The following is a 22416-nucleotide window of genomic DNA, read 5'->3' as shown; positions in this document are numbered from 1 at the left end:
GTAGTGAAGTTACACCAACATGTAACGGTAAAAGTAACCGAAGTCGATGAGGATAGAAAGAGGATTCAATTGACGATGGTGATTTAGTAATTGAGTCACTGCAAGTATAAAAAAAACCATCTATACTAAAGATGGTTTTTTCATATAAAGCTATAAAAGTATTGTTTTACAAAAACAATAGTATCAATGTCAAGACAATTCCTGCGGCTGTAAAGTACATTCCTTTTTTGAAAATAGTTGTCTGGGGTAAAAACATCCAAAAAGAAGAAATCACAAAAAAGAATAGTGATAATCCAAAGAAGATATTCAAAAAGAACAAAGGATCACCTGATTTTGCTTTGTGCAAATGACTCATTTTTTCAATTATAAAAGGTTGGCTTGTGGTTTTATAATCAGCCGCTCCTGTTTTTTTATTGTAGGTTCCTTCTTTGAAAAAAACGATATCTCCTTCTTCACGTTCTGCTTTTAATTTTTTAAGATGCAATTCTTTTCCTAAATCTTCCTCATTCAAATTGGGAGCTATGGTTTTTACAATATTCTTTTCTTGCTTTAGAAAATCGGTATCTCTAAAAATTAAAATAATTCCGCTCAAGGCATAAACAGCCATTATTCCCGCAAGAAAAAAACCCAAATATCGGTGTATGATGCGCATTAAATTACTTGATTTCTTCTTTTTTGTCATGGCTGCTACTATTTTAAGTATTATTTTGCTTTTTTGAAGTGCAAACATACATAATTAAGATTAATTCTAAATAAGAGTTTTGTAATTTTTTTAGCAGTGTTTAATTTTTTTTAATGACCAGTAAATTAAGAATATGAGTCGTGGTTTTTTTGAGCCCTTTTTCGAATTACCATGAGGTTAAAAATAAAAAATTCTCGAGCAAATCGAGACTTTTAGGTTATAATTTCAAAATCCAGTTACTCATTTTATCAAGTACTTTAGGTGAAATGGTTTGATCTATTTCTCCATATTCAGAGAATGCACCCGTTTTAGATTCTTGAAACAGATGGTTCATGCCCTCGAATTCGTAGGTTTCAAAGTTTTTGTTTTTAGCTTTAGTTAGTGAATTTTTAATGGCAGCTAAGTTTTCTTTAGCTGGGACTTGAAAATCCAAACCTCCGTTAATTGCTAATACAGGTATTTTAATTTTTGATAAGTAAGTATCAGGGTTAAAACTTATAAAGTATCGGAACCAAGAATTTTTCAATTGATTAACTAAATCTTCGTTTGCTTTTTGACCGTCACTTTTTAAAAACGATCGTAAGTCTTCTTCATAAGTAGTTCCTTTGTAATTTTTTATAAAATTATAAATTGTAGCGTTCGTTTTTTTATTTTCTTGTAAATCAGCTTCGTTCATACCGGCTAATTTCCCCGCTAAATAATTTTGCTGCAACAACAATTCATCAACAGCTGCGCCTGGACCAGCCATTAAAACCAAAAATTTTACCTCTTTAGAATTAAGAGCAACCATGGGTGCAATCATGCCGCCTTCACTGTGACCTAATAAACCAATGTTAGTAAAGCCCTTATCTGTTAAAAAAAGTACTGCAGCTGTAATATCAGTGGCAAAATTAGCCGAGGTATCATTCTTAGTTCCTTTGCTAGAACCACCAATACCGCGATCATCAAGACGTAGTGTAGCAATTCCTTTTTTTGCAAAATCATCAGCGATTACCGCAAATGGTTTGTGGTCAAAAAGTTCTTCATCGCGATTTTGACTTCCAGAACCTGTTATCATAATTACAATTGGACTTGATTTACTAAAATTTTTTGGTGTTGAAAGTGTTCCAGCTAGACTGTTTTTGTCAGTTGAATTTACAAAACTAACTTCCTCAGTTTGGTAATTAAAAGGTGCTTTTGGAGTTTGCGGCCTCATAACGGTAGGAACATTTTCACTTTGTCGAGTTAAAGTCATTGGAAATTCCATTCCACCTTGTTTGAAGGTTCCTTCGATAGTACTAGCATTCAATTTTCCTGAATAACTCAAACCCAGTGCGGGTGCATTTATTGTTACTAAATTATCGATGAATGTTGTAGTACCGAGTGGTATGTTTTTAGCCCCTTGTTTTGGGCTATCCATTGTAGACACTTGTCCGTTTAAATCTTTTTTAATATGAAAGCTAAGTGGTAACGTCATTCCTTGAACGCTAAGTTCTCCTGACCACGAACCGGTTATTTCTTGAGCAAAAAGGAATTGCATACTGAGGAGCGCGATAATTAATAGTTTTGTTTTCATAATGATAGTTTTTGTTTGTTAAGGCGGCAGAACTAAAGGTTTAAATAGTGAATATATATCTGGTGAAATAAAGTAAATAAGAACAGAAATAGGATAAACAAGCCAATATGAAGCCCCTTTTTTAAGTTGGTCGCTGTTTTAAAACCATTGTAGATCAGCACAAAACCATATACTATTAGGGCAAGCATTAAAACGATTCCAATTAAAAAAGGAACGATGGCAATTGTATTCAAATCTAAGGAGGGAACCGCTCCATTGCTGGTATTAACGGTTTTAGCCATTGTTTCAAGTCCGCTAAATTTGATGCACAGCAACACTAAAAAGTTAGGAGCTTGCGACAATAAAACGGTGTTAACGATATCTACAAAACGGGTTTTTTTATTAAAGAGTAGCGCTAGTAAAAAAAGAAATAAAGTTGCAGTTACAGTGCTAATGGTCACATAGATAAATGCATTTGCTAACAAAAGATCTGGTTGCGGAGAAAAATGAAAAATACTATCCATTTTTGTGGAAGTATAAAAACAGACTACTGAATTAACAATAAAAGACAGGATTCCAATTGAGAGTAATTGCTTTTCGGAAAATTTTGAAAACGGATTAAAAACGGTTTGCCAAGTCATGATTACGATTTTAAATTTTTTATTTTTTCAATAAGGTCGTCCATTTTGTTTCGCATTGTGGGGTAGGAGTTGCCCGCTTGCTTGGCCATTTCCTTAATACTACCACTGCTTAGAAAAAATTCTAGGACAAAATCTTGCTCCTCTCGCTTTAATTTTAAATACAAGGGTAAATCGTAATTTCCGTTGACTTCGGTTTCGCATTGGTCACATTTCATTTGGCTTACACGCAATGAATTCTCGCAGCTGGGACAAACAATTGGTAGTTTCATTTTAATAAAGTTAAATTTATTTTAAACAAAGTTAAAAATAATTTTCTTTTATTCGTGTTTTTTTGCCTTTTTTGATATTATTATTTTTTAGAAGCCAAAAATTGGGCACAAAAAAATCCCAAACACCAGTATTTGGGATTTGGGATTACCTTACTTAAACCGTTTAACGTGTTTAAATAGAATCGTTAGATTTTACTCTTTAGTATCTTCTTTTTTATCAGCAGGCTGATCTTCCTTTGCGGCATTTTTGAATTCTTTAATTCCGCTTCCTAAGCCTTTCATCAATTCTGGAATTTTTTTACCTCCAAAAAGTAATAAAACCACTGCCAAAATAACTAGGATTTCTGTAACACCAAATCTTCCCATGATTGAATAATTTATTGCCGAAGCAAATTTGTAATTAATGTAGGGACAAAGGTAAATAGAATAACGATACCTGCATTCATTTAACCGTAAATATTTAAAGCGTGTAAAGTTAAAAATATATTAAAAACAACTTATTATCGCTGTTCATAGGCGAACTATGGTACTAAAGTACTATGCTTGACTTAAATTATTATATTTGTCATATAAAGAAAAATTATGTCCAAGAAACGATTAAAAAGAAAGAAACTTCACAGTAAATTATTCACTAAAAACCGCTTGGTTATCTTGAATGAAGACACTTTTGAGGAAACCTTTTCTTTAAAGTTGACCTTGATGAATGTTTTTGTAGTCGCTACTCTAGGAGCAATTTTACTTATATCGATCACTACTTTTATTATTGCCTTTACTCCTTTACGGGAATATATTCCTGGATATTCCTCTACCAAACTAAAAAAGGATGCCACTATTTTAGCATTAAAATCCGACTCTTTAACGAACGCCTTAAAGAAAAACGAAGCCTATATTCAATCCATTCAAAAAGTATTAAACGGACAGTTGGAGTATGCTAAATTCAATAAAGATTCGATTTTAGCTGCTTCTGAAGAACCGGTACCGCCATTGAAATTGACCGCATCTGAGGAAGAATTACAATTAAGAAAAGAAGTGGAAATAGAGGAAAAGAAAGCACTTACCACTAAAAGCAAAAAGAAAAACACTAAATAATTTTTGACGTAAAAAATAGCGCTAGCGCTCTCATTGATTAAACCTTATTTTGTGTTACGCACGTTACAAATCAACAACCATCATGTCTATAAAAGCAATAGCAGCAAAACTCTTTGCTAATCATATTTACAAAAAAACACAATCCTGGGCCAATAATCCTGTAGCTACGCAGCAGGCTGTTTTTAATCAATTGATTAAAGAAGCTAGGGAAACTGATTTTGGTAAGGACCATAATTTTGGTACTATTACAACCTATGCTGATTTTGCAAATCAAGTTCCTATTAGAGATTATGAAGATCTAAAGCCATATGTTGAAAAGGTGGTTGCCGGGCAAGAAAATGTGTTATGGAAAGGTAAACCACTTTATTTTGCTAAAACTTCAGGAACAACCTCAGGTGCAAAATACATTCCGCTTACTAAGGAATCGATGCCCTATCATATTCAAGCCGCTCGAAATGCAATCTTACATTATATCCATGAAACCGGAAAGGCGGATTTTGTAGATGGCAAAATGATTTTCCTTCAGGGAAGCCCCATTTTAGAAGAAAAAAACGGAATTCAGTTTGGCCGCTTATCGGGTATTGTGGCGCATTTTGTTCCTAAATATTTGCAAAAAAACAGGATGCCTTCTTTAGAAACCAACTGTATTGACGATTGGGAAGCTAAAGTAGATGCAATTGTAGGCGAAACCTTCAATGAAAACATGACGGTAATTTCAGGAATTCCGTCTTGGGTACAAATGTATTTTGAGCGCTTAGAACAAAAAGGAGGAAAGCCTGTAGGTGAGATTTTCAAAAATTTCAACTTGTTTATCTATGGTGGTGTCAATTATGAGCCGTATCGCGCCAAGTTCGAAAATCTTATTGGACGAAAAGTAGACAGCATCGAGTTATTTCCTGCTTCGGAAGGGTTTTTTGCCTATCAAGATACACAGCAGCAAAAAGGGATGCTGTTGCTGTTGGATGGCGGTATTTTTTATGAATTTATCAAAAGCGATTCTTTTTTCACAGATAACCCTAGACGGTACACCATTGGCGAGGTAGAGCTTGGCGTTAATTATGTTTTAATCATCTCGACAAATGCAGGACTTTGGGGTTATAACATTGGAGACACGGTTCAGTTTACCTCATTAAAGCCCTACCGCATTATCGTATCCGGAAGAATTAAGCATTACATATCAGCCTTTGGCGAGCATGTGATTGGTAAAGAAGTCGAAAGTGCTTTGCAAGAAGCCATGGAGGGAACTACTGTTCGTGTGAACGAATTTACGGTGGCACCGCAAATAAATCCAGCTAGCGGCTTGCCTTACCACGAGTGGTTTATAGAATTTGAGCAGGAACCGGAGAACATATCTGCTTTTGCAGAAGCGATAGATACTGCCATGCGCAAACAAAACATCTACTACGACGACCTGATTGTAGGTAACATTCTGAAAAAAGTGGTTATTACGGCTGTGGCCAAAAATGGTTTTCAGGATTACATGAAATCAATTGGTAAACTTGGCGGACAAAACAAGATCCCAAGACTGTCAGACAACAGGAAAATCGTAGATTTATTAAACTTGAAATAAAACACCTACCTTTGCAGGTTAGAAAATTATAAGAAATGAAAGAAACTAAAAACATATCACGCTCTAGAGCGCAAGAATCATCAGCAGCAATTGAGAAATTATACATTACCATGCGTCATTTATTTAACCGTGGATTTTATAAACCAATGGGAATCTCGGGTGAAACATTGCGCGAAGCATTATTAGCGTTACGCCCTGAAATTTACGGGAATATAGCCGAAGAAAAAGTAGAATTAAACGGATTATTATACGTTATAGAAAGACTACCGGTAGGAATAGAAGAATGTCGTTTTATCAATTTAACTTCTGATGAAGGGTATTCTAGATCGCACTTTAAAGCGATTGTCCCTCCTAAGAGAAGACGTAATTGCTATAGAATTGACGAGGAGCAAATGAATGTAGAAATTACTCGTGGTCGATCAGACATTTACGATATTTTAACGCATTTAACATTTATCTTTATTGAGTCTCACAAAATACGAAACAGAGTTTTGTTAGATGATGCAGGCGAAGTTTCTCGTGATTGGATGAAACTAGAGCAGGCAGTCGCTCAAACTAAAAAACTGCCTTTAATCGAAAAAGAGAAAGCAATTTCTCATGCAGCAAATATTTTAGGTAGAACTTTTGAAGAGGTTTTAAACATTTATGACGCTTTTGGGTCAGAGGCTGCTCCTGATCGTTTTTTACACGTTATTTATTGGTTAGGGAAATTAGCGATTGATGAGATTGTGGATAACAACAAGCGTACAATTACTTTTAGTCCTATTTTAAGAGAACGTTTGGGACACCACATTCACGGAGAGATTTGGGCTACCAATATCAAAGAAGTTTTAAAAGAAAACGGATTATTAGAGCGACCTATACATGTTATTAGTGCCAACATGCACTCTGTTATGAACTCTATTTTTGCTACTACGGTACTAAAAACGCAGTTCAAGGACAAAGCTGATTTCTTTATTTACGAAGAGTTAAGTAAGTCAGGCGCGCATGAGGTGCGAAATAAAGTAGAAGAAGTAGCGCTTAAACACGGTATGATCTCCATACCCGATGCTTCAGGAACCAATATTGATGTGCAAATTTTTGACACCGCTAAGATCAACTGGGCGAAGTCGTCGTTTCCTAATGCAAAATTCGAAGGACAAGAACCAGTGTTAATTGTAATGGATTATGCCTTTGGTGAGCAAGCTTATGAAACCATTGATGAGCTGCTTAAACCATTCAAGAAAAACATCTTGTTGAATGTCGAATCAGTATCGATCATGGGTAAAGCCGGAATTCTAGAAGGAGGAAAAGGGGATATCATGATTCCTAATGCCCACATCAACGAAGGAACAGCTGATAATTATTGCTTCGAAAATGAATTAAGTGCAGAGATGTTCGAAGACAATGACATTGCGGTTTTCGCGGGTCCGATGGTTACGGTTTTGGGAACTTCATTACAAAATAGAGATTTACTTAAATTCTTTCACGAGTCAACTTGGGGTGTTATTGGATTAGAGATGGAAGGATCTTATTACCAAAAAGCAATTCAGTCGGCTTCGAAAATTAGAAAAAGTGTTCCTCAAGATATTAAGGTTCGATATGCCTATTATGCATCAGATAATCCTTTAGAAACGGGAAGTACATTAGCATCAGGTGGTTTAGGAACGACAGGAGTAAAACCTACATATTTGATTACCATTAAAATATTGGAACAAATTTTCAATTCTAAATAACTAAAGAATGAGTACAAACGGACCCCAAAATCAAGATAATCAAGAGATTGATTTATTCACGCTTTTTACTAAAGTGGGTGATTTTTTTCAATGGATCAATCGGATGTTGTTTCTTGCAATTCATTTTTTTGTAAAAAACATCATCGTTGTCATTGTTTTGATTTTGCTAGGTTTTGGGGTGGGATTGTATTTAGACAAAACCAAACAATTGTATGATCACCAAATCATAGTCGCACCTAATTTTAAATCGACGGATTATCTTTATGCCAAAATCGATTTGTTAGCGACCAAGATTGCTGAAAAAGATTCCGTTTTTTTTAAAGGAATGGGAATTTATAACTACCAAAATTTACTGCGAATTAAAATTGAACCTGTTGTAGATATTTATAAACTCATTAGTAGTAATGAGCAAAATTTTGAATTACTTGCATTACTAGCGCAAAACGGAGATTTAAAATCAGTTGTTAAAGAGACCACTACTAGCAAAAACTACAATTTTCATACGATAATCGTCTCAACTAATGGGAAAACCAGTCAAAAACAGCTAATAGATCCTTTATTAGTTTATTTAAATACAACCGCCTACTATAAGGATATCCAAAAAATTGCCATTGGAAACATTCAGGAAAAAATTAAAGTAAAAGAGAACATCATTGTACAAATTGATGAAATAATTAATTCCTATTCTACAAATAAGGCCGTGGTCAGCAAAAATGATAAGATGATTTATTACAACGATAATAATCAGCTAGACAATATCATTAAAACTAAGGATACGCTCGCGAGCACAATGGCGGCTTTAAAAATTGAATTATTCAATTCCAAGAAAATTATCAACGATAGTTCGACAGTTTTAAACGTCAAAAACGACAAATTCACTAACGGAAAATTCAAATTTTTGCTACCCTTGTTGTTTATAGGACTATTTATAGTATTGAGACTCTTTTTATCTTTTTATAAAAGTCAATCAGCCAAATACGCCTAAAACTAATTGATTCGTGTAGGGCCTAGTAATACAGATTAATAAACGTAGATATGTTAAAAACAATTGGCTACTATTTTCAAAAAATCAAACAAAATTCGTTTATTCATCAAAGTATAATAACGTTAATTTTGAGAGTTTTTGGAGTGCTAATTTTGTTTGGTTTTACTTTATTTCTCACTAAAAATTTCTCACCAAAAATTGTAGGTCAATACGATTTTGTACGATCCTATTTATTTGTCATCGGTAGTATTTGTTTGCTAGGGTGCGATCAGTCGATTCTTTACTTTCGAGGCCAACTTAAAGGAACTTATTCCTTGATTGGCTTAAAGGGTATTTATGTAAAAATGGTGGGCATCCTACTAGTAATGTCCATTCTGTTATGTTTGCTCGTTTCAGTCATTAATGAACCCTTTATTGACTCTTTTTTTAGCGATCAGGGAGTATACAAACTACTTTATCAGGCCACATTATTATTGATTTTTTACGCTCTGACAACACTAAACATTGAAGTGATTAGGGCTTTAGATCATTTATATGTCGCAGAGTTATTTAGAAATTCTATTAAGTACGTTCCTGTGATAGTTGGCGCTGTTATCCTAAAGTATACCGATAATGAATCCTATTTACCAGATGTTTTTTTGGGAGGATTTATATTGCTTGCGTTGGTAACGACAGTGATTGTATGGTATTATTTTTCAAAAAACAAAGTGGATGCTAGTAGTAGTATTACTTCATATAAAGAGATTATTACTAAATCCTATCCTATTGCAGTTAGCGGAATGGCGTTGTTTTTACTGATTAGTTTTGACATCATGTTTTTAAAAAAATATAGGGGAGATGCAACAGTTGCCTTTTATGCTTTGGCAGTAAAATTGATGACTATTTTATCGATGATAATCGTGACAGTTAACATTACAGTCTCTACAAAAATAGCCGAATTTCATTCTGCCGGAAACCTAGAACAACTTAAAGGAGTTATCAAAAACAGCTCCCGATTAATTTTAGTTTTAACACTTCCAGCCGCTTTATTCTTATGTTTATTTGCGGACCCTATTTTAGGTTTTTTTGGGAAAGAATATGTTTTGGCTAAAGATGCCCTACTTATTTTAACAATTGGTCAAGTAATTTGTTCCGCCTTTGGTTCTGCGCCCGTTTATTTAAATATGACAGGTAGGCAGCATATATTTCAAAGGATAGTGGTTGTAGCAGTTTTACTTAATTTGGGTTTTAATAGATGGTTGATACCTATCTACGGCATGACAGGTGCTGCTAGTGCTTTTGTGATTAGTTCACTTTTTTGGAACTTATGCTCTGCAATTGTAATTTATAAAAGAGATAAGATTGTTGTTTTTTTAAATTGATTTCATTTTGCGAAAGCAAGCGGTAAAAAGTATAAATGAGGATAGTACACATAATAAACAGTTTAGAATCAGGCGGTGCTGAGAAGCTATTGCTTGACACCTTACCGTTATACAAGAAAAAAAAGGTAACTGTAGATTTGCTTGTGCTAAATGGATTTAATTATCCGTTTATGAAAGCACTACGATCTTTAAATTGCTGTTCTATTTATTCTTTAAATTTTGGTTCAGCATACAATCCTCTTGCTATACTAAAGATTATTCCTTTATTAAAGAAATATGATATTGCACATGTGCATTTATTTCCTACACAATATTGGGTAGTGATTGCTAAATTGCTTTCGGGTTCAAAAATTAAGCTAGTTTATACGGAACACAGTACCTCTGGAAGAAGAATCAACAGCCGTTTTTTTCAAAGATTAGATCCCTATTTTTACAAACGTTACAACAAGATAATTGCAATTTCAGAAGCAGTAGCAACAGTTATTCAAAAGCATACGGGCTTGGGCCACGCTGTTGAATTAATACCTAATGGCGTACTTTTGGAGACGTTTAGGAACAGTAAACCCACTCATCGCTCAACTTTGTTCCCTGGTAGCGATTCTTCTTTAAAAACCATCATTCAAATTGCTAGTTTTAAAGAACCCAAAGATCAAAAAACGGTCATTAGATCACTCTTGTATTTACCTACTGAAGTGCAATTAGTGTTAGTTGGAGACGGAGAATTGAAGAATGATTGTATTAATTTAGTCAATGAATTGAAATTGTCCCAAAGGGTTGTATTTTTAGGAATACGCTTGGATGTACCCGAATTGATAAAAATGGCCGACATTGTAATCATATCGTCAAAATACGAAGGGTTTTCCCTAGCTGCGGTAGAAGGTATGGCTGCTGGTAAACCGGTAATCGCAACTAATGTGGCTGCCGTAAATACCTTGGTTGATGGAGCAGGAATTTTATTTAAAGAAGGTGATGCTGAACAATTGGCGGCTGAGGTAATAAAGCTTGTGGACAATGAAATGTATTACCAAGCTATCGCTAAAAAATGTAGTTTGAGAGCGAAGCAGTATGACATTGATAGTATGGTAGATAAACAGATTGAATTGTATAAAAAATTGTAAATGATTAATTATAAATTATCTAAAAATAAAGCTACTTTTTTGCTGTTGTTTCTCTGCAATCTAATTGTTGCGCTACTGGCATTTTATGTTTTACCTAAAAAGTTTTTTTACGATGCGATGCTTATTGCTTATGATAAGGGCAACGAAATTGGGTTTTTAGGTAGTTACCCGCTTACGATTTTATTTTACAAAATTACCTATTTACGGTATTTGTCTTTTCCAATTGTAGCTTTAATTCAGTATCCGATTTTGATTTATGTGTTATATAAAGTAGGGATTCCTAAAAACTTTAACCTTCTTACAATCAAAAACCTGTTAGTTTACTTAGGCTTTTTTATGATAGCTGTATTTATGTCTATGCCTTCTAAGGAATTCATTACGTACTTGTATCTTGCTTTGATTGTTTTTATTTACAAAAGTGATCGATTTAGTTTTAAAAAATCGGTTGTTTATTCGATGCTTTTACTGTTACTATTTGGTGCTTTTTACCGCCCCTACTTTTTATTAATTCCCATTATTTCGATAGGAATGTATGGATTGCGTTATGTACAATTCAAAAATAAAACAATGATGACTTTGTTTTACGGACTATGTATAGCCTTTTTTCTTTCATTGAGTTACGGCCTTGTCAAGGGGCAATATCTATCAGAAAGCAGTAGGGAAGTAGTCAATTTAGACCGATTGAATTCGCAGGATGCCAACTCTATTATTGTATCTCCAATTAAGCCTGATAGTTGGTATGGTGAAGCTATTGGAATCGCTTACGGTTTTTTTACGGTTAACGTTCCAGTAAATGGCTTAAAACATGTATTATCTCCTCAAATTTTAGCTTTTGTAATTTGGCAACTTCTTTTGTTCTCTCTACTTTTAGTTCGGTTTTCAAATTGTTTAAAAAGTAGACGAAAAGAGAATTATGAGTTGTGGTTATTGCTTATATTGTTCTCTTACTTCATTGTTCAAGGTGTTTTTGAACCTGATTTAGGAACTGCCATTAGGCATAAAATAGGGGTTTTTCCTTTAATTTATTTCGCGTTATACTATGACAATTTCCGAGAAAAACTTCGATAGCATATTCAATTTGTTTTTACTGCTAATTGGTGCAGGAATTATTTTTAGAATTCCTTGTACCTGGCTGCTGCTTGTTTTTGCAGCTTTCAATCTGTTTTTCTTAAAAAAGATGAAAACAATTAAAAAGGCTAATGGCTTACGGCTATTAATTGCCTTGCCCTTACTGTTAGAATTACTGTTTTTTTTTAACACAGACTCCTACTATAATGAAGTGAAAATTTTAGAAAAGTACGCCGCCTTGCCTGTATTTGCCTGGTTTATAATTGGCAATTACCACAGAGTTCATTTCTATAAATTGCTAACTAGTTATGCCTATTTAACCTTACTGATAGTTCTTTTTTATTGGTTTCTTTTTATAGGTACCAATCCCATTTTAATAGCTAAATATCAAAGTGGCATTGATTTATGGGAAATGGGTTATGTGTTTTCACAAAGCATGGGTTTGCACGCACCAGCATTAAACATGCACATGGCTTTTGTAACAGTTATTTTTCTCTATTTGATCTTACAATCGTTCCAAAAACACAGGGGACTTAAAAATCATATTTTCCGAATTAGTGGTTTTGTGATTTCATTTTTTATGGTATTGTTTATCAACACCCGAATGGCCTTGGTTAATGTGTTTTTAGGAATGTTGATTGTTTTTTTCTATGCCCTAAAAGAGCAGGTTAATGTAAAGAAAACGATTAAAGTAAGTTTAATTTCTATTATAATTTCAGTAGTTGTTTTAATTGTCTTTGTCAAAAACAACAATTATATGACCTATAAATACCAAGTGGTAACCTTTGCTTATATGGACAAAGTGGGTAAATTGGACGAGATTAAAAATCCAGAGGCAAAGATTTTTAATTCTATGGTTACACGGCTATCAATTTGGAAATCAGCTTGGGAGTTATCACTTCAAAATCTACCTTTTGGGACAGGAGCTTCTCAATCCAAAACAGATTTGATTGCTTATTACAAACAAACAAATCAACAATTTTTGGCTAAGTATGAGTTTCCTACTCATAACCAGTTTCTAGATTACTTCCTCAAATACGGTTTTTTGGGTCCTATCGTTGTTTTGATTTATTTATTAGGAATTGCTTATTTGGGACTCGATTTGAAGCAGCCGGTGGTATTGTTTTTCTTCGTTTCTTTTTTCACCTCTAACTGTATAGATGATTTTTTAATCCGCTTTGATGGAATCGTGTTTAGTAGCTTTTGGTTTGCTGTATTTGGCAGTTATTGGCTTCAGCAAAAGGCTATTGCCGATAAAGTGCAACAAGTTCTTTAAATTTACGGTCATTGCTAAAAAGTTTTTGGCAGCGAACGTGTCCGTTTTTTCCCATTTGTGCTCGGGTATTTTTATCCTTGAGAAGGTCTAGGTAATCCTTTACTTCAGCGATAGAGTCAAAGAGAAAGCCGCCTTCATTTGGCACAACCACATCTCTATTTCCTGGAATGTTTGTCGCGATAACTGGTTTTTGCATCGCCATAGCTTCTAAAACCGCAATGGGTAAACCTTCCCAAAGCGAAGTTTGGATGTAAACATCAATTTTATCCAGTTCTCGAAGTACGTTGGGATGGTTTAAAAACCAACCGCTAATACGAATGTTGGTGGCGGTAAGTGTTGGTCTTAGTTCTCCATCACCTATCCAAACAAATTGATACTGTGGATTTTCTAAAGCAATTTGATTGAATAATTCAGGGTTTCTTGCAGCTGTAATTCTTCCTACGATACCGATGGTTAAAACCGAATTAGTAAGTGCAGTACAATGCGTTTGAATTTCATCAACATTAATTCCGTTTCGAACTAGGTAAGAAGGTCCCATTTTTTTTGCAATTGTATATTCTGCGTCACCGCAGGCAATAGTGGTATTTTTGAATAACTTTTGAAAAACAAGCTCGATTGCTCGGTATGTTACTTTTTTGAAAGCTGAAATATCAGTTCTAAGAAAAGCGTAGCCATGTGGTGTGTAAAACACCTTTACTTTCTTAAATAGAAAAAAACATGCAATCCTGCCAAGAACGCCTGCTTTAGAGGAATGTAAGTGTACTACATCAGGATCGAGTTTTCGAACTAATTTCAGGAGTTCTCTAGTGGCTTTGAGATCTTTTATCAGCGAAAATTCACGCTGCATACTCAACTCAATTAAGGGCACGGTATTCGAAAAAGAAGCTTTTATTTGAGCACCATCAACCTCCTTACGGTTGGCGCTATAAATAATTGTAGTGTTGATTCCAAGTGCTGTTTGCTCCGCACCAAAATAGCAGGAAAGGTCCTTGAAGTACGTATTGACTCCCCCAGCTAAAGCCTCAACAACATGAACTACTTTTAACATGAATAATTATAATTTTTGTAAAAATACACAAAATTGATTAGTTGGGATTGTACATTTTCTTCTATTAAGTGCAAATAGTTATGGCTTATATGCCTATGGGTTGCTTGTTTTTTTATACCTTGCATAGTCAAACGGTAGGTGAGCGAGCCTGACAAATACATCGATATAAGTCATGTAATTTGCCAACTACTAAAACCCAAAATGCTGCCCATAATTCAAGAATTGTACCTACTACATGACTGCTAACCAAATAGGAAGATATTCAAAATTTATACGTCCCATAGCTGTTTTTACAGATGTGTTAATCATTGCCGTAAATTGTTTTTTCTGGTTCAATCAATTCGGATTGGACAATGTGTATTACTTTGGATACTTACTAGCAGGGTGGTTTGTATTAGCCTTTATACTAGGTTTTTATAAAGTATATCGTTTTACTACTCCCATTGAAATCATTTCTAAAATCGTAAAGCAAGGATTTCTTTTCTTGCTGTTGGTGGTTGCCTATTTTCCTTTTCTGGATAATTTTATGTTTGATGTTGAGGTAGTATTGCAGTTTTGCTTGAGCGTTTTTATATTAATTACGCTGTCAAAATTTTTCTTATTTTATTGCTTAAAGCAATACCGTATCATAACAGGGAATAATTTTAGAAGTGCAATTATTATTGGTTACACTGCTGAGGCGATTCGGCTTAAAGAGCTTTTTGAAAGTAGGAGGGAATACGGTTATGTTTTTTCGGGCTTCTTTTCAAATAAAGTGGTAAATCAAAATATAAAAGGGAATATCAATAGCGTTAAAACATTTGTAGTCGAAAAAAAAATAGACGAAATCTATTGTTCCTTGAATGAGGTCTCGAACGAACAGTTAAAAGATTTAATTGATTTTGCTGACGAAAACTTTAAAACTATTAAGTTTATTCCAGATACAAAAGAGGTATTTACTAAAAGCTTAAAAGTTGATTATTACGATTTTTTCCCTGTATTATCCTTGCCAAAGACAGTCTTAGACGAGCCCGTAATTAAATTTTTTAAGCGCACTTTTGACATTGTTTTTTCATTGGTTGTAATTTTTGGCATCTTATCATGGCTAACGCCAATTTTGGCTATTTTAATTAAGTTAGAGTCAAAAGGAACTGTTTTTTTTAAGCAAGGACGTCCAGGTATTAATGAAAATGAATTCAATTGTTATAAATTCAGATCGATGCGACTGAATGATTCAACGGAAACAGAGACCTTTAAAAATGATCCTCGCGTAACAGTTATAGGTCGTTTTATGCGCAAAACTAGCATGGACGAGTTACCTCAGTTTTTAAATGTTTTAATTGGAGATATGTCCGTCGTGGGTCCAAGACCGCATTTATGGTCGCAAAACATCACTTACAGTAATAAAATTAAAAAATACATGAAGCGCCACTTTGTAAAACCCGGCATCACAGGACTAGCGCAAGTGAGTGGCTATAGAGGCGAGATTCTACAAGATACTGATATGATTAACAGAGTAAAATTAGATGTTTTTTACATCGAAAATTGGTCTTTGATTCTGGATTTAAAAATTATTTATCAAACACTTGTGAATATTTACAAAGGAGATACTAAAGCTTATTAACATGGAGTCAGCATTAGTATCCGTTATCATTCCTACATTCAATTCCGCTCAATTTATAGCTGAGGCGATTCAGTCTGTACAGTTGCAATCCTATGCGAATTGGGAGATTATTGTAGTTGATGATGCTTCTCAAGATACCACAGTTACAATCGTATCAGAACTGATAAAAGCAGATGCCAGAATTCAGCTGTACCAATTAGCTCAAAATTCCGGTACGGGTGTAGCCCGAAATTTAGGTTTAGAAAAAGCCAAAGGAAAGTATTTAGCCTTTTTAGATTCAGATGATTTATGGAAACCGCATAAATTAGAGAAGCAGCTGCAATGGATGCACATACATCAATTGCCTTTTACTTTTTCGTTCTATGACTGCATGGATGAAAATGGACAACCCTTGGGGAGAGAAATTCAAGCACCAAAAAACTTGACATACAACCAACTATTTTTTTGCAATTATATCGGTAACCTAACCGGTATCTATGATGTGGCTTTTTTTGGAAAAATTCCGATTTCACCCAATAGAAAAAGACAAGATTGGATGCTATGGCTTACGATTTTAAAAAGGATTAGAACATCCCAACCAGTGCCTGAAAGCTTGGCTTTTTATCGCATTAGATCCAACTCTATTTCAACTGCTAAAGTCAATTTGCTTAAGCACAATTACGCCATTTACAGGAAGCATCATGGCTTGACTAGTATAAAGGCTTCACTATGTATGCTCCTGTTTTTGTGGAAGCAATTAGTAGTTAAACCCAAATATGTTAAGGAGACTAAAGTAACGAGCTAAATTGTTTGAGTTTGCCTCGATTGGATCGTTTTAGGAAATCTTTTTTAGTAAAAGTAAAATGCAAGCCCGGTTCTAAATACAAGGCAATGGCTTTTTCAATTTTCTCAATTTGTTCGAAAGTTATTTCGGTTGCACTAACGTAATCAATCTCAAAACTATCCAATCTAGTTTGTGTGATCACAAATTCTTGAACGTTGCCATCATCTTCAATAATGCTTTTGGTCACATAATAAAATGTCAATCCAGGCGATTTTTTTCCGCTAGGCAGCAAAGCAACATCATTTGTTCGGCCAATTAATTTTTTCAGAAGGGGTTTTTGTACCGTACTATTTTCGTCTAAAATACCAATATCGCCAATATCATAACGAATAAAAGGATGCGCTTTATTAAACAATGACGTGATTACAATGCGTCCTTCTTGGCCGTAGGGCAAAACAGAATTATTGTCGTCAAGAATCTCTACATAAAGCGTTTCAGCATTCACTTGCCATTCGCCTTTTGGGTTTTGAAAAGCTATTAAATCCAGCTCTGAGGCGCCATATTCATTTACAACGGGAATTCCGAATTGTGTTTCTAAAAGCAATTTATCCTCTTCAAAAAGCATTTCGGAGGTTACCATAACTACTTTTAAGCTAGGGCAAATACTTTTTAAAAGTAGATTTCGTTTTCTCAAATATTTGGCAAAAAGTACAATTGAGCTCGTATAGCCATTGATGTATTTGAATTGTTCTGATCGGAATTTTTCAACAATAGTCTCTAAAACGGCATCGGATAAATCAAAAATCGGAAACCGATAGCGCTTGCCTAAAAAATCTTTGAATCGTTCTTTCTTATACCCAATAAAATCCAGCGGAATGCCATAAAAACGTGCTTGATAGGACTGATTAAAATCGATACCAAACCAACCAAAACGGTACATATTTGAAGCCCAAGTAAGGGCATGGGAATATTTATCTTTGGCAAAACTAAAAGGTGTTCCGCTTGAACCTGAGGTTTTATTGGTATAACAATTGGTTTTTGTAAATCCTTCTGAAAGCCTATCAGTTAGTGGTATTTGGAGGTCCTTCTTGGTCAAAACAGGTACATCACTCCAGTTTTTAAAGGATTGTTCTTTGGCAAAATCACGGTAAAATGAATTGTGATTCAAATGAAAATCGAGAATTTCTCTTTTTTGATTTGCTACAAAAGTGCTACAGTCAGTCTCAGAAAGGTTGATTATAGCATGCAACTGTGTCTTCGCCTTTTTTATAGGGAAGCCATTGAGCCGCAAGGTTAAATCAAATAGAGAAAGCATCTAAAGTTATGTTTCTTCAAAAATAGCGTATATCGGGGTCGAATGGAAAGGGTTGGGACAACTTTTTAAAAATTAATTATTTTTTACGTCCAAAAGCAATTATTTTTGCAGCATTCCTTACCAAAGGACACACAACTAAACACACACTACAGATGAATATTTTACTATTAGGATCAGGAGGAAGAGAACATGCTTTTGCATGGAAAATGGTTCAAAGTCCGCTTTGCGATACCCTTTTTATGGCTCCAGGAAATGCAGGAACGGCAGAGATTGCAACCAATGTTGCTATTGGAGTTACTGATTTTGAAGCGATAAAAGTGTTAGTAATCGAAAAAAACATCGAGTTGGTGGTGGTAGGTCCTGAAGACCCCTTAGTAAATGGGATCTACGATTTCTTTTTGAATGACGCCCAATTGAGTTCTATCCCAGTTATTGGGCCTTCTAAATTAGGTGCACAGCTAGAAGGAAGTAAAGAGTTTGCCAAAGAATTTCTGGTAAAACATAAAATACCTACGGCTGCCTATGATAGTTTCACCGCCGAAACTGTAGAGCAAGGTTGTGGCTTTTTAGAAAGCTTACAACCTCCGTTTGTGCTTAAAGCAGATGGATTAGCTGCTGGAAAAGGCGTATTGATCATTCATGATTTGGCGGAAGCCAAAGAAGAATTACGAAATATGTTAGTAGGGCAAAAATTTGGAGCAGCCAGTTCAAAAGTAGTAATCGAAGAATTTTTAGACGGAATTGAACTTAGCTGTTTTGTATTAACTGACGGTAAGAATTATAAAATTTTACCAACGGCCAAAGATTATAAGCGCATAGGCGAGGGTGATACTGGATTGAATACAGGCGGAATGGGAGCGGTTTCTCCGGTACCGTATGTTGATGATGTGTTGATGCAAAAAATCGAAACGCGTATTGTAAAACCTACGATTGAAGGGTTTCAAAAAGACGGAATTCCATACAAAGGATTTGTGTTTATTGGACTAATTAACGTAAATAACGAGCCAATCGTAATCGAGTACAACGTGCGAATGGGTGATCCTGAGACCGAAGTAGTGATCCCGAGATTAAAAAATGATTTAGTTGAATTGTTTTTGGCTGTAGCCAATGAAAAACTTGATACGATTACACTTGAGGTGGATGAACGTAGCGCAACTACAGTTGTTGTTGTTTCAGGAGGTTATCCTGAAGCTTTTGAAAAAGGGAAAGTCATTACTGGTTTAGAAAACATCACTGATTCTATTGTTTTTCACGCGGGAACAAAATTAGAAAACGGACGAATAGTTTCTAATGGTGGACGTGTTGTAATGGTTACTTCGTACGGAGATGATTTTGAACAGGCCATAAAAAAATCTTACCAAAACATAGCAAAGCTACATTTTGATAAGATGAATTATAGAAAAGATATTGGGAACGACTTAAAATAGTTCCCAATACTTTTTATGCTATTATTTTAAAAATGAATGAGCAGTAGTATCTTGATTTTCTGTACCTGCATCATCAAAAATTCTAAGTTGTTTGATCCAATAAACCATTGCGGCAGTGCAAATGATCATGAAAATCCAGTTAATTGTATTTGCCACAAACCAAGATGAAAGTTCTAAAGAACGTAAAAAATCAAGAGGAGCAAATAAAATGTTTACAAATAGGTATTGAATTCCTTCAAAAAATGCTTTCATATCGCTAAAAATTAGTTTGTTATGTTTATTCCTCAAAACCTATAAAACTCTTTTATTGAGAATCTTTTCAACTTGAGGGTTTACTTTTTAAACAAGTATTATATTTACAGTCACAAAAGTATAAAATATCCTTATGATTACAAGTGTTTTTAAAAAATCTACACCGTTAAATTTCTCTTTAGTAGTATTTTTGATACTAGTTTTCTTCTTTGTCTTTCAAATGCAAGATTCAAGTTGGACGAATTCACTTGTTTTACTTGGACAAAAGTTGGGATTACTAGCTGTTTTGCTCGGCTCTGTATTTATGACAAATTTTATTTCGAAAAAAAATGGCTTAAGTAAAGACAGCGGATTTACGGTTTTTTTCTACTTTTTGTTATTGATTTTCTTTCCATCGGTCCTAGACAATGTCAATTTAATTTTGGCTAACTTTTTTATTTTGTTAGCACTCCGTAGGCTGTTATCTCTCCAATCGCTAAAAGCGTCCAAAGAGAAGATTTTTGATGCTTCGTTTTGGATATTTGTAGCCGCTTTGTTTCAGTTTTGGTGTATACTGTATCTTGTTTTAGTGTTTATCTCTATTATTTTTCACGTTTCGAGAGATTATCGCAATTGGTTTTTGCCATTTATCGCCTTTTTTGCGGTAGCTACTTTGTTTTTACTGGTTTCTCTGTTGTTTCATTTTAGTATAATTGAATACCTAGAGCAAGCCGTAAGTACTAATTTCGAAATCAATTATTTTACCAATAATTATCAAAATGGTGCTTTATCAATTTATGCTACAGTAGCGTTATTTTTTGTTAGTTCTATGGTCCTAAGTTTGTCTAATAGGCCTCAAGTTTTACATAGCTCATTTAAAAAGGTGGTAGCTGCTTTTTTTATAGGCGTAGTAGTATTTGTTGTTTCCGCTAACAAGAGCAATGATTTGCTCCTTTTTACCGTTGCTCCTTTAGCTATTATGGCTACTAGTCATATCGAAATCCCACAGGTGAAATTAAAGCAAGAAATGGTGCTTTTCGTGCTCATTGCTTGTAGTTTCTTTGCTTTTTTCTCTCAATTATAGTTTAGTTCCGTAAGCTAAATCACCTGCATCACCTAGTCCTGGGACAATATAGCTGTGTTCATTTAGCTTTTCGTCAAGATCAGCAATCCATAAATGGCAATGATCGGGTAAATTTTCTTCAAGGTAGGCTATGCCTTCAGGTGCAGCAATTACTACGGCTATATGAATTGCTTTAGGCGTTCCTCGTTCCATCAATTGATTAAAAACAGCTACTATCGATTGTCCTGTAGCAAGCATTGGATCTACAATTAGTAAGTACTTATCGTTAAAGTCAGCAATGGCTTGGTAGTCTACCTTTATTTCAAAATAATCATCATTGTTAGGATGGTATCGAAAAGCCGATACAAAACCATTTTCGGCCTGATCAAAATAATTTAAGAAACCCATATGCAAGGGTAATCCTGCGCGTAAAACCGAACTAATAACCAGCTGATCTGAAATTTCAGTAGTGTTTTTGACTCCAAGTGGCGTTTCAATTGACACTGCTTTATAATGCAATTCCTTGCTCATTTCATACGCCATGATTTCGCCAATGCGTTCAATATTACGTCTAAAACGCATGCTGTCTTTATGGACGTTTACGTTTCGTATTTGACCTAAAAAATGATTAAGCACACTGTTGTTTTCAGATAAATGATGGATTTGCATGATGGTATTTGTTGTTATTTTTATTTTAGTATTTGATTATTAAGTACTAAAGTAGATTTTATAGGTGTAATTTTTTTATAAAAGTATAAAAAGTATCTTTGTATCTATAAAAATATAAAAGATGTTTTCAAAATTAGCCTATTCTGTTTTCGAGCAAAGTATCAAAGATTATCATCAGTTTGATAATGTAGATCAACCGATAAACAATCCTTTTCCTAAAGATAAATTCGAACACTTGTTATATGTTAAGAATTGGATCGATACCGTACAATGGCATTTTGAAGATATTATTCGGGATCCTAATATTGATCCTGTAGCTGCATTGACTTTAAAAAGAAGAATCGATGCTTCTAATCAAGAGCGTACCGATATGGTCGAATACATTGATAGTTATTTTTTACAAAAATTTAGCGATGTGAAAGTGAATGCAGATGCTAAAATCAATTCAGAAAGTCCTGCTTGGGCTTTTGATAGATTGTCTATTTTAGCTTTAAAAATTTATCACATGAACGAAGAAGCAACTCGTGCAGAAGCTTCAGTTGAACACAGAGATAAATGTCAGGAAAAACTAAATATTTTGCTAGAGCAAAGAACCGATTTATCAACAGCTATCGATGATTTATTGTTGGCAATCGAAAACGGAGAAAAATTCATGAAGGTGTACAAGCAAATGAAAATGTACAATGATGATGATTTAAATCCTGTATTGTATCAAAACAAAAAGTAATATGGCCAAGCCTTCTTTTTTTTCTACTGAACCCCTTTTGTTCAAGATCATTTATGTGCTCTCTTTTATAGGAACGCTGTACGTTTTTTATGAAATTCTGTTTATTGATGAAAAGCAGCATTCGGGAATCGCTATTTACTTGGTGGCTTTATTTGGTTTCTTTTTTTTAAGAATTGCTTTAAAAAAGAACAGAGATAGAAGAGCTTTAGAAAACGCAAATACTAAAGAGAAGTAGTTTGCCAATAAAACCAATACATATAGC

24 protein-coding genes are annotated in these 22416 nt (G+C 34.4%); 15 read left to right on the top strand and 9 right to left on the bottom strand.

What is annotated here, in order from left to right:
- Positions 1 to 3: 3 nt before the first annotated feature.
- A complete protein-coding gene (locus P8M54_RS16355; RefSeq protein ID WP_366525154.1) occupies positions 4 to 87 on the top strand; it encodes a S1 RNA-binding domain-containing protein in 84 nt (27 codons plus the stop codon).
- A 79-nt stretch (positions 88 to 166) separates the two neighbouring features.
- On the opposite strand, the gene P8M54_RS11830 is transcribed toward P8M54_RS16355, so the two are convergent.
- The 5 genes from P8M54_RS11830 to tatA all read right to left on the bottom strand — a co-directional run bounded on the left by P8M54_RS11830 (position 167) and on the right by tatA (position 3492).
- Entirely contained in the window at positions 167 to 682 is a 516-nt protein-coding gene (locus tag P8M54_RS11830) for a PepSY domain-containing protein (protein ID WP_300288071.1), read from the bottom strand.
- A 217-nt stretch (positions 683 to 899) separates the two neighbouring features.
- Positions 900 to 2237, bottom strand: a complete 1338-nt coding sequence (locus P8M54_RS11825; protein WP_300288070.1) for an alpha/beta fold hydrolase — start codon at positions 2235 to 2237, stop codon at positions 900 to 902.
- 32 nt (positions 2238 to 2269) lie between these two features.
- On the bottom strand, positions 2270 to 2857 hold the full coding sequence (locus P8M54_RS11820; RefSeq protein WP_300288069.1) for a YIP1 family protein: 588 nt from the start codon (positions 2855 to 2857) through the stop codon (positions 2270 to 2272).
- 2 nt (positions 2858 to 2859) lie between these two features.
- Positions 2860 to 3126 (bottom strand): DUF2089 family protein, encoded by a 267-nt coding sequence (locus tag P8M54_RS11815; protein WP_300288068.1) that lies wholly within the window; start codon positions 3124 to 3126, stop codon positions 2860 to 2862.
- A gap of 192 nt (positions 3127 to 3318) precedes the next feature.
- Complete coding sequence (tatA, locus tag P8M54_RS11810) at positions 3319 to 3492, bottom strand: twin-arginine translocase TatA/TatE family subunit (protein WP_300288067.1); 174 nt, start codon at positions 3490 to 3492, stop codon at positions 3319 to 3321.
- Between the two features lie 216 nt (positions 3493 to 3708).
- Here tatA and P8M54_RS11805 point away from each other — a divergent pair, with 216 nt between their 5' ends.
- From P8M54_RS11805 to P8M54_RS11770, 8 genes are all read left to right on the top strand, one after another.
- Positions 3709 to 4215 carry a peptidase gene (locus tag P8M54_RS11805; protein ID WP_300288066.1) on the top strand — a complete coding sequence of 169 codons (507 nt, stop codon included), beginning with the start codon at positions 3709 to 3711 and terminating at the stop codon, positions 4213 to 4215.
- Positions 4216 to 4297: 82 nt separating this feature from the next.
- A complete protein-coding gene (locus P8M54_RS11800; protein WP_300288065.1) occupies positions 4298 to 5785 on the top strand; it encodes a GH3 auxin-responsive promoter family protein in 1488 nt (495 codons plus the stop codon).
- Positions 5786 to 5820: 35 nt separating this feature from the next.
- Entirely contained in the window at positions 5821 to 7500 is a 1680-nt protein-coding gene (locus tag P8M54_RS11795) for a hypothetical protein (protein ID WP_300288064.1), read from the top strand.
- A gap of 7 nt (positions 7501 to 7507) precedes the next feature.
- On the top strand, positions 7508 to 8485 hold the full coding sequence (locus P8M54_RS11790; RefSeq protein WP_300288063.1) for a hypothetical protein: 978 nt from the start codon (positions 7508 to 7510) through the stop codon (positions 8483 to 8485).
- Positions 8486 to 8535: 50 nt separating this feature from the next.
- On the top strand, positions 8536 to 9846 hold the full coding sequence (locus P8M54_RS11785; RefSeq protein ID WP_300288062.1) for an MATE family efflux transporter: 1311 nt from the start codon (positions 8536 to 8538) through the stop codon (positions 9844 to 9846).
- Positions 9847 to 9881: 35 nt separating this feature from the next.
- Positions 9882 to 10964, top strand: a complete 1083-nt coding sequence (locus P8M54_RS11780) for a glycosyltransferase (protein WP_300288061.1) — start codon at positions 9882 to 9884, stop codon at positions 10962 to 10964.
- Positions 10965 to 12032, top strand: a complete 1068-nt coding sequence (locus tag P8M54_RS11775) for a hypothetical protein (RefSeq protein WP_300288060.1) — start codon at positions 10965 to 10967, stop codon at positions 12030 to 12032.
- 109 nt (positions 12033 to 12141) lie between these two features.
- Positions 12142 to 13308: an O-antigen ligase family protein gene (locus tag P8M54_RS11770; protein ID WP_300288059.1), complete on the top strand. Its 1167-nt coding sequence runs from the start codon at positions 12142 to 12144 to the stop codon at positions 13306 to 13308.
- Here the strand turns inward: P8M54_RS11770 and P8M54_RS11765 are convergent.
- Complete coding sequence (locus tag P8M54_RS11765) at positions 13277 to 14356, bottom strand: glycosyltransferase (protein WP_300288058.1); 1080 nt, start codon at positions 14354 to 14356, stop codon at positions 13277 to 13279. The genes P8M54_RS11770 and P8M54_RS11765 overlap by 32 nt on opposite strands.
- 235 nt (positions 14357 to 14591) lie before the next feature.
- On the opposite strand from P8M54_RS11765, the gene P8M54_RS11760 reads away from it, so the two are divergent.
- Both P8M54_RS11760 and P8M54_RS11755 read left to right on the top strand, forming a co-directional pair.
- Positions 14592 to 15959: an exopolysaccharide biosynthesis polyprenyl glycosylphosphotransferase gene (locus tag P8M54_RS11760; RefSeq protein ID WP_300288057.1), complete on the top strand. Its 1368-nt coding sequence runs from the start codon at positions 14592 to 14594 to the stop codon at positions 15957 to 15959.
- A gap of 1 nt (position 15960) precedes the next feature.
- Positions 15961 to 16743, top strand: a complete 783-nt coding sequence (locus P8M54_RS11755; protein ID WP_300288056.1) for a glycosyltransferase family 2 protein — start codon at positions 15961 to 15963, stop codon at positions 16741 to 16743.
- Here the strand turns inward: P8M54_RS11755 and P8M54_RS11750 are convergent.
- Positions 16727 to 18037, bottom strand: coding sequence for a phenylacetate--CoA ligase family protein (locus tag P8M54_RS11750; RefSeq protein WP_300288055.1), 1311 nt, complete (start codon positions 18035 to 18037; stop codon positions 16727 to 16729). The two genes, P8M54_RS11755 and P8M54_RS11750, sit on opposite strands and share 17 nt — an antisense overlap.
- A gap of 152 nt (positions 18038 to 18189) precedes the next feature.
- On the opposite strand from P8M54_RS11750, the gene purD reads away from it, so the two are divergent.
- Positions 18190 to 19464, top strand: coding sequence for a phosphoribosylamine--glycine ligase (purD, locus tag P8M54_RS11745; protein WP_300288054.1), 1275 nt, complete (start codon positions 18190 to 18192; stop codon positions 19462 to 19464).
- A gap of 21 nt (positions 19465 to 19485) precedes the next feature.
- On the opposite strand, the gene P8M54_RS11740 is transcribed toward purD, so the two are convergent.
- Entirely contained in the window at positions 19486 to 19716 is a 231-nt protein-coding gene (locus P8M54_RS11740; protein WP_300288053.1) for a uracil phosphoribosyltransferase, read from the bottom strand.
- A 133-nt stretch (positions 19717 to 19849) separates the two neighbouring features.
- Between P8M54_RS11740 and P8M54_RS11735 the strand changes: the two genes are divergently transcribed.
- Positions 19850 to 20779: a DUF6427 family protein gene (locus tag P8M54_RS11735; protein WP_300288052.1), complete on the top strand. Its 930-nt coding sequence runs from the start codon at positions 19850 to 19852 to the stop codon at positions 20777 to 20779.
- On the opposite strand, the gene upp is transcribed toward P8M54_RS11735, so the two are convergent.
- On the bottom strand, positions 20774 to 21427 hold the full coding sequence (gene upp / locus P8M54_RS11730; protein ID WP_300288050.1) for a uracil phosphoribosyltransferase: 654 nt from the start codon (positions 21425 to 21427) through the stop codon (positions 20774 to 20776). The genes P8M54_RS11735 and upp overlap by 6 nt on opposite strands.
- Positions 21428 to 21548: 121 nt before the next feature.
- On the opposite strand from upp, the gene P8M54_RS11725 reads away from it, so the two are divergent.
- Together P8M54_RS11725 and P8M54_RS11720 are read left to right on the top strand one after the other, a co-directional pair.
- On the top strand, positions 21549 to 22154 hold the full coding sequence (locus P8M54_RS11725) for a DUF4254 domain-containing protein (RefSeq protein ID WP_300288049.1): 606 nt from the start codon (positions 21549 to 21551) through the stop codon (positions 22152 to 22154).
- A gap of 1 nt (position 22155) precedes the next feature.
- On the top strand, positions 22156 to 22389 hold the full coding sequence (locus P8M54_RS11720; protein WP_300288048.1) for a hypothetical protein: 234 nt from the start codon (positions 22156 to 22158) through the stop codon (positions 22387 to 22389).
- Positions 22390 to 22416 lie beyond the last annotated feature (27 nt).

The sequence above is a fragment of the Flavobacterium sp. genome, assembly GCF_029242675.1.
Classification (GTDB): Bacteria; Bacteroidota; Bacteroidia; order Flavobacteriales; family Flavobacteriaceae; genus Flavobacterium.
The sequence above is the reverse complement of the archived record's forward strand: the minus strand, read 5'-3'. Positions and strand labels throughout refer to the sequence as shown.

What these genes read in the sequence shown, in the direction of transcription:
- P8M54_RS11830 (WP_300288071.1), bottom strand. Translation starts at nt 682, where the DNA reads ATGACAAAAAAGAAGAAATCAAGTAATTTAATGCGCATCATACACCGA.
- P8M54_RS11825 (WP_300288070.1), bottom strand. Translation starts at nt 2,237, where the DNA reads ATGAAAACAAAACTATTAATTATCGCGCTCCTCAGTATGCAATTCCTT.
- P8M54_RS11820 (WP_300288069.1), bottom strand. Translation starts at nt 2,857, where the DNA reads ATGACTTGGCAAACCGTTTTTAATCCGTTTTCAAAATTTTCCGAAAAG.
- P8M54_RS11815 (WP_300288068.1), bottom strand. Translation starts at nt 3,126, where the DNA reads ATGAAACTACCAATTGTTTGTCCCAGCTGCGAGAATTCATTGCGTGTA.
- tatA (WP_300288067.1), bottom strand. Translation starts at nt 3,492, where the DNA reads ATGGGAAGATTTGGTGTTACAGAAATCCTAGTTATTTTGGCAGTGGTT.
- P8M54_RS11805 (WP_300288066.1), top strand. Translation starts at nt 3,709, where the DNA reads ATGTCCAAGAAACGATTAAAAAGAAAGAAACTTCACAGTAAATTATTC.
- P8M54_RS11800 (WP_300288065.1), top strand. Translation starts at nt 4,298, where the DNA reads ATGTCTATAAAAGCAATAGCAGCAAAACTCTTTGCTAATCATATTTAC.
- P8M54_RS11795 (WP_300288064.1), top strand. Translation starts at nt 5,821, where the DNA reads ATGAAAGAAACTAAAAACATATCACGCTCTAGAGCGCAAGAATCATCA.
- P8M54_RS11790 (WP_300288063.1), top strand. Translation starts at nt 7,508, where the DNA reads ATGAGTACAAACGGACCCCAAAATCAAGATAATCAAGAGATTGATTTA.
- P8M54_RS11785 (WP_300288062.1), top strand. Translation starts at nt 8,536, where the DNA reads ATGTTAAAAACAATTGGCTACTATTTTCAAAAAATCAAACAAAATTCG.
- P8M54_RS11780 (WP_300288061.1), top strand. Translation starts at nt 9,882, where the DNA reads ATGAGGATAGTACACATAATAAACAGTTTAGAATCAGGCGGTGCTGAG.
- P8M54_RS11775 (WP_300288060.1), top strand. Translation starts at nt 10,965, where the DNA reads ATGATTAATTATAAATTATCTAAAAATAAAGCTACTTTTTTGCTGTTG.
- P8M54_RS11770 (WP_300288059.1), top strand. Translation starts at nt 12,142, where the DNA reads ATGAAAACAATTAAAAAGGCTAATGGCTTACGGCTATTAATTGCCTTG.
- P8M54_RS11765 (WP_300288058.1), bottom strand. Translation starts at nt 14,356, where the DNA reads ATGTTAAAAGTAGTTCATGTTGTTGAGGCTTTAGCTGGGGGAGTCAAT.
- P8M54_RS11760 (WP_300288057.1), top strand. Translation starts at nt 14,592, where the DNA reads ATGACTGCTAACCAAATAGGAAGATATTCAAAATTTATACGTCCCATA.
- P8M54_RS11755 (WP_300288056.1), top strand. Translation starts at nt 15,961, where the DNA reads ATGGAGTCAGCATTAGTATCCGTTATCATTCCTACATTCAATTCCGCT.
- P8M54_RS11750 (WP_300288055.1), bottom strand. Translation starts at nt 18,037, where the DNA reads ATGCTTTCTCTATTTGATTTAACCTTGCGGCTCAATGGCTTCCCTATA.
- purD (WP_300288054.1), top strand. Translation starts at nt 18,190, where the DNA reads ATGAATATTTTACTATTAGGATCAGGAGGAAGAGAACATGCTTTTGCA.
- P8M54_RS11740 (WP_300288053.1), bottom strand. Translation starts at nt 19,716, where the DNA reads ATGAAAGCATTTTTTGAAGGAATTCAATACCTATTTGTAAACATTTTA.
- P8M54_RS11735 (WP_300288052.1), top strand. Translation starts at nt 19,850, where the DNA reads ATGATTACAAGTGTTTTTAAAAAATCTACACCGTTAAATTTCTCTTTA.
- upp (WP_300288050.1), bottom strand. Translation starts at nt 21,427, where the DNA reads ATGCAAATCCATCATTTATCTGAAAACAACAGTGTGCTTAATCATTTT.
- P8M54_RS11725 (WP_300288049.1), top strand. Translation starts at nt 21,549, where the DNA reads ATGTTTTCAAAATTAGCCTATTCTGTTTTCGAGCAAAGTATCAAAGAT.
- P8M54_RS11720 (WP_300288048.1), top strand. Translation starts at nt 22,156, where the DNA reads ATGGCCAAGCCTTCTTTTTTTTCTACTGAACCCCTTTTGTTCAAGATC.